We start from the raw sequence: 9,570 nt of genomic DNA on the forward strand, positions 1-9,570 counted from the left end.
CTTGCCATTTGGAAGTGGAAATGATTTTGCGCAAAACATTGGTTTAAACCGGGATTTTGATAGTTCTGTAAAAGTGCTGCAGCAAAATAGCATTACTGAAATAGATGCCGTTGAAAATGAATCCGGAGTTTTCATAAATACATTTGGGATCGGGATCGATGGCCTTACCAATTTTTATGCTAGTAACAGTAAATTTAAGACCGGGTCTTTGCGTTATTTCTTCGGAGGATTAAAAGCGCTGATGGTATCAAAGCCTTTTGAAGCTTCTATTTATATACCGGAGCTGAAGGTCTTTATCAGGAGAAAGATATGGATGGTGGTTGTAGCAAATGGTAAAACTGAAGGAGGGAGGTATACCATTTCACCTTCGTCCAATAATTATGACGGGGAGTTAGAAATAGTTGTTGTTAAAAGTGTTCCCAGACTAAGGATCTTGATAGAGTTTCTAAAATTGTCGTTCGGCTTTCCCTTTAAAAAATCAATTATAGAGAGTTATAAGGTCACAGAAGAATGCAAAATTGAGACGGCATACAAAGTACGGGCTCATTCAGATGGAGAGCAAATATTCGGCAATAAAACATATTCTTTTAAGCTTCTGACATCTTCGTTGCCGGTAGTAACAGACATGAAAAGTAGATAGTACACGTTTCATACAATCTTCACGGATTTCCAATAGCTTCTGTAAACTTCTTAAATAACGGAGGTTACTATGAGAGGTCCGGTAAAAATAAAAAATCGCAAGAAAGATCTTAAAGAAGGATACTTAATTCGTCTCGAAATAGCTTTCATTCTGACACTGCTTATTTTTATTTCTGCATTCAAGATCAACATACAGTCGTCGGGAGATGAAGAAACAGTAGTTTTAGATCGCCAGGAAGAAATAATAAATGACGAGATCGTTCAAACAAAGCAAGAACTTAAAGCGCCTCCGCCGCGACGGCCAATAATTCCTGTGGGAGTGCCTAATGATGAGATCACAGAAAATGAAGTCATTGAATTGGATTCAGAATTAGATCTGGGCACTACTTTTATGGAACTTCCTAAGGCAACACAGCCAAGTGATGATAATGAGCAGGAAGAAAAGGAGAGGTAAGCCGATAATGGTCAAATACAGCATGCTGATCAGCTTTACACTTATAAAATGCAAAGCAGTTAGGAAAAGCATTCCTGTTTTAGAAAAGCTCTTGGATCATCAGGTTTAGGGCTTTTATTATACCTTAGCGATGGTTTGCTTTAAATCATCAAATCCAACGGGTTTGATAAGGTAGTCGATAAAATCTGTTTGCTGGGCTCTCTTAAAATTTGCGGGATCGGAATTTCCAGTTATATAAATTACAGGGACTTTATTTCCGGCTTCACGAATTTGGTTCATTGCAGATATACCATCAATTTCATCTTCAAGCATAATGTCCATTAAAACAAGGTCAGGGTTTAAAGCCTGTATTTTTTTTATTGCATCAGCACCTTTTGTAACAATGGCTAAAATTTCATACCCCAGGCGCTCGATCATTTTTGATAACAGTAACGAAAGTACTTTGTCGTCTTCAACAATAATAATTTTCATCAAATTGGTAATAGGCTTTTTGTTACTAAGTGATACATAATATTAATACCGTATGATAAGAAATTATTTATCCATTCCGGTTATATTTATATAATCTTCCTATAATTTATATTATGTAAAGTACTAATAATTTTAATACTACTTTCCCATATTTTACTATTCCTGATACTATTCTATAAAACCAATAATCGGGTCTTAATCCAGATCAGCTAAGACTTCTTGTATCTTTTGAAGGTCTGGCATTTTATCCGAATCTTCGAGGATCTCTTGATGAACTATTCTCCCCTCTTTATCAATAACAAATGCTGACCGCTTAGAAACTCCTTTCATACCAAAGTAATCTTCATATAACGTGTCGTATTTTTTACTTACTTCTTTATTGAAGTCGCTTAGAAGCGTGAAGTTTAAATTGTAGGCTTCCTTATAAGCTTTCAGGGTAAATGAACTGTCTACACTTATTCCTATTACTTCACTATCCAGAGAGTTGTAGAGCTTAAGATTATCCCTGGTTGTACATAACTCTTTTGTGCATACTCCACTGAATGCCAACGGGAAAAAAAGTAATACCACATTACTTTGCCCTAAAAAATCCGATAATGAGACGTCTTTAAGGCCTGTATCTTTTAATATAAACTCAGGTGCTTTTATCATAGGTAGCTACTTAGCTGTTATTGAGAAAATTTTTTCCCTTTATAAATCTAAATAGCATCACAAGAATTCCCCCCGCCAAAAGAATTTCTGATATCCAAATAAGATCAGGCCTGTTAGCTCTGCCAAAGTACAGCCAATAACCAAGATAAGCCGCTGATACCATAGCTAATCCTATGATGTAATATCTGCGCCTTTCTCTGCGGGCATTATTAACAGTGAATACCAATACCGTTACTACTAAAGCACCGCCCTGATAAACTGCATTTATGAGATCCTTGATGACTATAGAATCAATGATAAGCGGAAAAAATAAAAAACTGATAAAAGGTAAGGCCGTCAAATACAGAGGAAATCTAGCGAAAACCGGTTTTGATTCCCTTATGAGTACCAGTAAGCCACTGATGTAAATTGTTATAGCCACCAGTTTACCCCAATGAAAAAGAAGTCTTGGGCTTTGGGGTAAAAAAAGATCGAACAGATATGGTATTGTTATAGCAAGCGCAGCAAGACTGAAATAAAGCTCTAAAAGGGATCGGTTTTTAAGATATAGCTTGAAAAGAAGTACGCTAGCTGTCCCAAACGAGAATGACAGAACAATATCTACCCATTTATCCGGTTCCATCAACTCTCAGGATTACGGCTTTCCAGTTCTCTTTGCATCTGTTTGCTGTTTTGGTAGGTCAATACCAGATCCGCAATTTCTTTCAATGTACTACGCTCCTTACGGACCATTTGTGAAGTAAATTCGTACAAGGTAATGCTTTCCCTTCCTTTACTGATCTCTCTCTCCCAATCAATTAATTGAATATTCTTTATCAAATTAAGGAGAGCAACTCTGTGCTTTGAAAGCTTGTAAAGAAGTTTCTGAATATCTTTGGAAAGTTCTTCATCCGGTTCAAAAGTTTCCTCAGGATCAACGTAAGCATTCAGGTTGATTGGACGGGAACTTTTGAATGAATCTTCAATAACTTTTCTATAATAATATTGCTGAGCGTGATCCAGGAACATTAGTATTTCAGCAATTGAACGGCCACCTGGTGGGGTTTCATCATATGGTACTGAATCAATTACATACTTTAAGGCTTCCGCCTCATGTTCCAAATACGCGACATCATCTATTAAAGAATCAATTTGGCTTTGTTTTATATCCATTCTTAGTATAGTCCCTTAAGACCAGCTTTTGGATGCCGGGGTTGAATCATTTTTTTCTTGTTGTTCGATCATGTCAACTAAAGATAATCCCGAATTCCAGTCCTGATCCCGGTCTCTTACCGAGTGTATATTATTCTCTTCCTGGAAATCCCAAAATGAACCAAACTGCTTATTTCTATAATTTCTAAGATAATCCAACCGCTCTTTAACGTCTTCTTTGGGTACAAGCAAGCGTTCTTTGTCATAGATGGCATCTTCTCTTGATTCAAAAACTATATCGTAATCCTTACTCATTACAATAGCTTCTTCGGGACAAACCTCTTCACAGTAACCGCAATAAATACACCGAAGCATATTGATCTCAAAGAAATCAGGATATCGCTCTTTTTCATCTTCCGTCTCCTTGGCTTGCATGCTAATAGCTAAAGGTGGGCAAGCTCGTGCGCACAAACCGCAGGCTACGCATCTTTCCTTTCCATGATCCTCTACCAAAACCGGACGTCCGCGAAAAATTGCAGGCGGATCCCATTTTTCTTCCGGATAATTCAGCGTAAAAGTAGGCTGAAACATCTGTTTGAAGGAATACCACATTCCTTTCAGGATCTCAGGCAAATAAAGATTTTCAAGAAAGTTGAGCTTACGCTCATTCTTGTAATTATCGCTTAAAGCGTTTACTGTCGGTTTTTCGAGGTTCTTAGCCATTCAATTAGAATAGGTTTCGAGTAGAATTAGCGCTGAAAAATAAACCTTTGTTACCTTAGCATCAAAGTTATTTATGAGCTTTTCTATTTTATTTTTGACGGAAAACCATGGTTATAGGAACTCCTATAAATCCAAAGCGTTGCCTTATTTTATTTTCAATATATTTGCGGTAGTTAGCCGGCAGATCGTGTGGACTGTTCATAAAAAACTTAAATACTGGAGGGTCATTTTTAACCTGTGTAGCATAAGTTATTTTAAGCTGCCTTCCCCTTTTCATCGGTAAAGGTTTTTCGCCTAACATTTGGTCAATAAAGTCATTGAAGTCTGAAGTCGAAATTTCCTTCTTCCGTTCCTCGATCACCACTTGTGCCAGATCTAAAACCTTATGTACCCTCTGCTTATTCAGAGCAGAAATAGTAATAATAGGCACATATGATAACTGAGGTACTGAGGTATAGATATAGTCCTGAAACTCTTTAACAGTATTTGTGTCTTTTTCCGGTACCAGGTCCCATTTATTTAAGACAATGATCAAACCCTTGTTAAACTTTTCGGCTTCACGCAATACCCGCTTATCCTGAGCATCAAATCCCTGCATGGCATCGACCAGCAATATGGCGATATCACATTCACGGATAGCTTTTTCGGTACGCACTGTACTGTAAAACTCAATGTTTTCCTTAACTTTCGTGCGTCTTCTTAAACCGGCAGTATCAACCAGTATATAGTTTTTACCTTCATAATGAAGGTTACTGTTCAGAGAGTCTCTGGTTGTGCCGGCTATATCGGTTACAATAGCTCTCTGATCCTGAAGCAGAGCGTTAAAAAGACTGCTTTTACCGACATTAGGTCGCCCAATAAAAGCTAATTTTGGAACTTCGGTTTCAAGTTCCGGTTCTGCTACCGGTAAATATTCAGTTACTTTGTCTAATAGATCTCCTGTACCCATTCCGCTAATGGATGAGATCGGAAAAAGCTCATCAAAACCCAGTTCATAGAACTCGGTGGCATTCATCCTTCGCTCTTCGTTGTCTGCTTTATTAACTACGAGTATTACTGGTTTCTCTTGCTCCCTTAATAGAGATGCTACGGCTTTATCTAAAGTGTTTATCCCGGTTTCGACATCAACAACAAAAAGAACCACATCAGATTCCTCTAACGCAATGTGAACCTGTTCCCTGATACCAACTGTCATAACATTCATGTCGTCAGGCAGATATCCCCCGGTATCTATTACGTGGAAATCCCGACCGTTCCAGAATGTTTCTCCATAGTGGCGATCACGGGTAACTCCGTACTCATCATGAACAATAGCTTTTCTTTTACCAAGCAGACGATTAAAAAAAGTTGATTTACCGACGTTAGGACGTCCTACAATTGAAACTACTGGAAGCATTTTAAGTGTTAGATTCTTAGATTGAAACAAGCGTTAAAGGTACGCATAATTCAGCACTTAATTTACTATGCTTCAAAGCTTTTATGAGAACTTCGGATTCTTCGGGGCTCTTGCCCTTGCGATAACTTTATTTCTTTTTTTCATCCTGTGGATAGCCGGAATTGCTGGCATTTCACTCCCTTATGACGGCGGACGTAAAAAAGGACATAACTGGCAGATCATTTTGGCTGTACTCCTGCCCCCTTACCCTATTATTTGGCTGATCGTGGATATGTATAACCAGCGGAAATACATGAAAAACGACGAAGAGTAACTACGAGACTTTAAAAAATAATCCGGCATCGATCAGTTTCTAAAGGTTGTGGACAGATAAAAACCATGGTGTTTTATTCCGGCAAATGCTTTTGTTCCCCTTCTCCGAGCTGCTGCTGTTCTTCCTCGATGAGTTTCCATTCTTCCACCAGCTCTTCATTCATTTCCTTGATAAATCGAGACGGCTGCGTAAAGTAATCGCCGTAGGCCGACTGTGCTAGCACCGGATAACTGAAATAGAGCATCTCCTCTGCCCTTGTTGCTGCCACATACAATAACCTGAGCTCCTCATCCAGCTGTTCTTCATCTTCTACCGAATAAGCTGAAGGAATGATCCCATCCAAGCATTGTATGATGAAAACATGTTTCCATTCCAGTCCTTTGGCAGAATGAATAGTACTAAGGATCAAGGGGGCTTCTTCTTTTGTTTTTTGCTCAGTATCGACCGCGGTTGCGGTGATAGGATCAAGCGCCAGTTCTTCCAGCATTTTAGGAAGTGAAGTAAAGCTTTCTGATACATTAATAAAAGCTTCTAAGTCTTTAAGCCGCTTTGGATAATCATCATAACGTTCTTTGCAAAAATTGCGATAATAACCCACAATAAGTTCGATCACTTTAGATACAGAATGGACGTTTTCTTTGAGTTCTATTAATAATTTACTGAGTTCTTTGAGCTGATCGACATACGCTTTGCTGGTGGTATCAGAGAGATCCAGTTTATAAGGATTCTTGGCCAAACGTATCCATTCAAATAGATCCTGAGCAGTTTTAGGTCCTATTCCATCCAACAGCATCAACACCCGGTTCCAGGCAATGGTATCCATAGGATTTACCAGTACGCGAACATGAGCTAATACATCTTTAATATGGGCCGCCTCGGTAAACTTTTGTCCGCCATACTTTACAAATGGAATATTTTTTCGGTTAAGTTCCACTTCAAGATCAAAAGAATCCCGTCCGTTACGAAATAACACCGCCATTTCATTCAGCTCCATTTCCTGCTCTCGCAGCTGTAATACGGCCTGTGTGATGAATCGGCTCTGATCATGTTCACTCGAAGACTGCACCAATGCGGGTAACTCTCCATCTTTGTTATTGGAATAGAGCTCCTTATCAAACTTAAAGTTAGCTTGTTTCAGAAGATTGTTCGCAACTTCCAATATCTGAGGTGTGGAACGATAATTTTCCTCCAGTTTGATCAGCTTAGTACCCTCAAAGCGGTCCGGAAAATCCATAATGTTTTGATGATCAGCTCCCCGGAAGGAATAGATGCTTTGAGCATCATCCCCTACCGCCATTACATTACCATGCACACTTGAAAAAAGCTCAGTTAACTCGGCTTGTAATTTATTGGTGTCCTGAAATTCATCCACCATAACAAATTTGTTTTTAGAAGCCACTTTAATTCGTATATCTTCATGCTCCGTAAGCAGTTCCCGAGTTTTTATAAGAAGGTCATCAAAGTCCATTACAAAGTTTTTCTCCTTATAATCTGCATAACCCTGTCCTACCTGAGCTATCTTCTCTTCTTGCTCAATAAACTGTGGATATTCTTCCAAAAGCACTACCCGCAGATCCAGGTGTTTATTATTACAAGTACTGATAATGTTTAACAGGGTATTTTTATTAGGGAACCGTTTTTTCTTCTTATGCAGGTCAAGCTTGGTCCTTACAAACTGAATGACCTCCAACGCATCAGCAGTATCAATAATGGTAAAATTTGATGGGTACCCTATTGCATCCGAATACCGATGAAGCAAGAGGCTGCAATAAAAATGAAAAGTCCCACCCTGAACCTGTTTACAACGTTCATCCAGGATATTGCTGGCTCGATTCAGCATTTCTTTAGCTGCCCGGCGGGTAAATGTAAGCAGTAGAATATTTGAGGGGTCTATACCGCTTTCTACCAATCTTGCGACACGATGTACTAAGGTCCGTGTTTTCCCTGTCCCTGCTCCTGCCACCACTAGTGCCGGACCTTTATCATGAAAAACTGCTTCTAATTGCTGTTCATTTAATAATTCCGCATATGGGATCGTATAATCTTCGGGGCGTTTGCGGGGCTCTTCCTTCTGTAGAATAAATTTTTTCATACCTCAAGATAGTAATCTATGGATATATGTAAAAATTATGTGTTAATTTGAATAAAATTATTAATCCCGGTCACAATGAACAAAACGGTGCAACTACCTTTATTTGAAAATGACGCTATGATCAATGACATTTTAGTTTTGATCAGCCTTCCTGATGAAGTCTCTGAATATGTCTCAATGCTCAAAAAAGAAATTTCCACTGACTTTGGAGACTTTGAATCCCGAACCTCGAAAGCTCATATAACAGTAAATAATTTTCTGATAGCTGAAAAGAGAATGCCTCCTGTTTTTAATGAGATCAGGAAGTCGTTATCTGAACTTAATTCCTTTACTTTAAAACTCAATGGATTTTCAACTTTTCAAAACAGTCAAACATTATTCATTAATGTGGAGCAATCAGAGGGTTTTAATAACCTTATAGTAGAATTTGAAGAGCTAAGGAAACGGGTCATTAAAACCAAGAGATTTAAACATAGTAAAACCCCGCATGTTACTATCGCAAAAAAAGTTCGGTTAAATACTTTTAAAGAACTCAAAAGAAAATATATCCCCCTTCATTTTAATCATGAGTTTGAAGTAGGTTCATTAACGGTGTTGAAGTATAACTTGAGAGAAAAGAAATACGATCATTATTCTGAAATAAATCTTAAGAATTAGTTTTTCCAATTGTCGGAATAGCCAAATATATTCCAACCTCAAAATTATAGGTTCAAAATAACAGACAGATTGAATAAATGATGAACGAACCTTCGTTAGCGCCACGGGAATTTGGATGGATAGAAGTTGTTTGCGGCGGTATGTTCAGCGGTAAAACGGAAGAACTTATCCGGCGAGCCAAGCGTGCTCACATTGCAGGTCAGCGTGTAGTAGTTGTGAAACCTGCGCTCGATAAGCGCTATAGCGAAACGGAAGTTGTATCTCATAATGAGACTGCATTGCCAAGTATTTTAGTGGACACAGCCGATCAGATCGTGTTGCTTACCGGAAATGCCAAAGTTGTATGCATTGATGAAGCTCAGTTTTTTGATGAACGTGTTGTTGATGTTGCAAACTCACTCGCCAATGATGGCAAAAGAGTGATCGTAGCCGGACTGGACATGGATTTTGAAGGCAAGCCATTCGGCCCTATGCCCAACTTGCTCGCAATAGCTGAATACGTCACCAAGCTTCATGCTGTATGCGCCGAAAGTGGAACCATGGCTCATTACTCTCAGCGCGTGGTTGAAAAAGAAGGCCAGGTTTTGGTTGGTGAATATGACGCTTATGAACCCCGGGCTCGCCATTGTTTTCGCCCCCCTGTAGACCGGCGAAGAGGACGACCCATCAAACCTTTTTTTAATCCTGCAGCAAATAAAACTGATACTAAGAAAACAGAAGAAGAAATAAACTCAGAGCACACATAAATGGAAATTTTACGTGGTATAATTGGAATGGTAGCCATTCTTGGGCTGGCATTTATTTTTAGTAATAACAAGAAGAATATAAACTGGAGATTGGTAGGAATTGGAATTGGTATTCAATTCATCCTGGCAATATTCATTTTAAAAGCCGACGTATTGGCCGGGTATTGGGGACCTCTTGGTTGGCCAATGCTGCTTTTTCAGGAGATTGCCAGCTTTTTTGTAGTTGTTTTGAATTATACTACTGAGGGTGCTTCTTTTATCTTTGGAAGATTAGGGCAAGGGCCTGAACACCCTGAA

13 protein-coding genes are annotated in these 9,570 nt (G+C 38.8%); 6 read left to right on the forward strand and 7 right to left on the reverse strand.

Annotation, left to right across the window (positions count from 1 at the left end; translation table 11 throughout):
• Positions 1-640 (forward strand): diacylglycerol/lipid kinase family protein (locus tag VFM80_RS08990; RefSeq protein WP_395071493.1); only part of this gene is annotated, 640 nt, incomplete at its 5' end.
• 69 nt (positions 641-709) lie between these two features.
• Positions 710-1,093 carry a hypothetical protein gene (locus tag VFM80_RS08995; protein ID WP_395071494.1) on the forward strand — a complete coding sequence of 128 codons (384 nt, stop codon included), beginning with the start codon at positions 710-712 and terminating at the stop codon, positions 1,091-1,093.
• Between the two features lie 117 nt (positions 1,094-1,210).
• Here the strand turns inward: VFM80_RS08995 and VFM80_RS09000 are convergent, their stop codons facing one another.
• The 6 genes from VFM80_RS09000 to der all read right to left on the reverse strand — a co-directional run bounded on the left by VFM80_RS09000 (position 1,211) and on the right by der (position 5,465).
• Complete coding sequence (locus VFM80_RS09000) at positions 1,211-1,564, reverse strand: response regulator (RefSeq protein ID WP_395071495.1); 354 nt, start codon at positions 1,562-1,564, stop codon at positions 1,211-1,213.
• 195 nt (positions 1,565-1,759) lie between these two features.
• Positions 1,760-2,215 carry a redoxin domain-containing protein gene (locus VFM80_RS09005; protein WP_395071496.1) on the reverse strand — a complete coding sequence of 152 codons (456 nt, stop codon included), beginning with the start codon at positions 2,213-2,215 and terminating at the stop codon, positions 1,760-1,762.
• A 10-nt stretch (positions 2,216-2,225) separates the two neighbouring features.
• Positions 2,226-2,837, reverse strand: a complete 612-nt coding sequence (locus VFM80_RS09010; RefSeq protein WP_395071497.1) for a hypothetical protein — start codon at positions 2,835-2,837, stop codon at positions 2,226-2,228.
• A complete protein-coding gene (locus VFM80_RS09015; RefSeq protein ID WP_395071498.1) occupies positions 2,837-3,367 on the reverse strand; it encodes a hypothetical protein in 531 nt (176 codons plus the stop codon). The genes VFM80_RS09010 and VFM80_RS09015 overlap by 1 nt, the downstream gene beginning before the upstream one ends.
• Before the next feature lie 15 nt (positions 3,368-3,382).
• A complete protein-coding gene (locus tag VFM80_RS09020) occupies positions 3,383-4,069 on the reverse strand; it encodes a NuoI/complex I 23 kDa subunit family protein (RefSeq protein ID WP_395071499.1) in 687 nt (228 codons plus the stop codon).
• A gap of 88 nt (positions 4,070-4,157) precedes the next feature.
• Positions 4,158-5,465 carry a ribosome biogenesis GTPase Der gene (gene der, locus VFM80_RS09025; protein ID WP_395071500.1) on the reverse strand — a complete coding sequence of 436 codons (1,308 nt, stop codon included), beginning with the start codon at positions 5,463-5,465 and terminating at the stop codon, positions 4,158-4,160.
• A gap of 67 nt (positions 5,466-5,532) precedes the next feature.
• On the opposite strand from der, the gene VFM80_RS09030 reads away from it, so the two are divergent.
• Positions 5,533-5,778, forward strand: coding sequence for a hypothetical protein (locus tag VFM80_RS09030; RefSeq protein WP_395071501.1), 246 nt, complete (start codon positions 5,533-5,535; stop codon positions 5,776-5,778).
• Between the two features lie 73 nt (positions 5,779-5,851).
• On the opposite strand, the gene VFM80_RS09035 is transcribed toward VFM80_RS09030, so the two are convergent.
• Positions 5,852-7,870: an ATP-dependent helicase gene (locus VFM80_RS09035; RefSeq protein ID WP_395071502.1), complete on the reverse strand. Its 2,019-nt coding sequence runs from the start codon at positions 7,868-7,870 to the stop codon at positions 5,852-5,854.
• A 75-nt stretch (positions 7,871-7,945) separates the two neighbouring features.
• Between VFM80_RS09035 and VFM80_RS09040 the strand changes: the two genes are divergently transcribed.
• From VFM80_RS09040 to VFM80_RS09050, 3 genes are all read left to right on the forward strand, one after another.
• Entirely contained in the window at positions 7,946-8,527 is a 582-nt protein-coding gene (locus tag VFM80_RS09040) for a 2'-5' RNA ligase family protein (RefSeq protein WP_395071503.1), read from the forward strand.
• A 77-nt stretch (positions 8,528-8,604) separates the two neighbouring features.
• On the forward strand, positions 8,605-9,273 hold the full coding sequence (locus tag VFM80_RS09045; RefSeq protein WP_395071504.1) for a thymidine kinase: 669 nt from the start codon (positions 8,605-8,607) through the stop codon (positions 9,271-9,273).
• Positions 9,274-9,570 (forward strand): Na+ dependent nucleoside transporter N-terminal domain-containing protein (locus VFM80_RS09050; RefSeq protein WP_395071505.1); only part of this gene is annotated, 297 nt, incomplete at its 3' end.

It is taken from the genome of Gracilimonas sp., assembly GCF_035704785.1.
Classification (GTDB): Bacteria; Bacteroidota; Rhodothermia; order Balneolales; family Balneolaceae; genus Gracilimonas.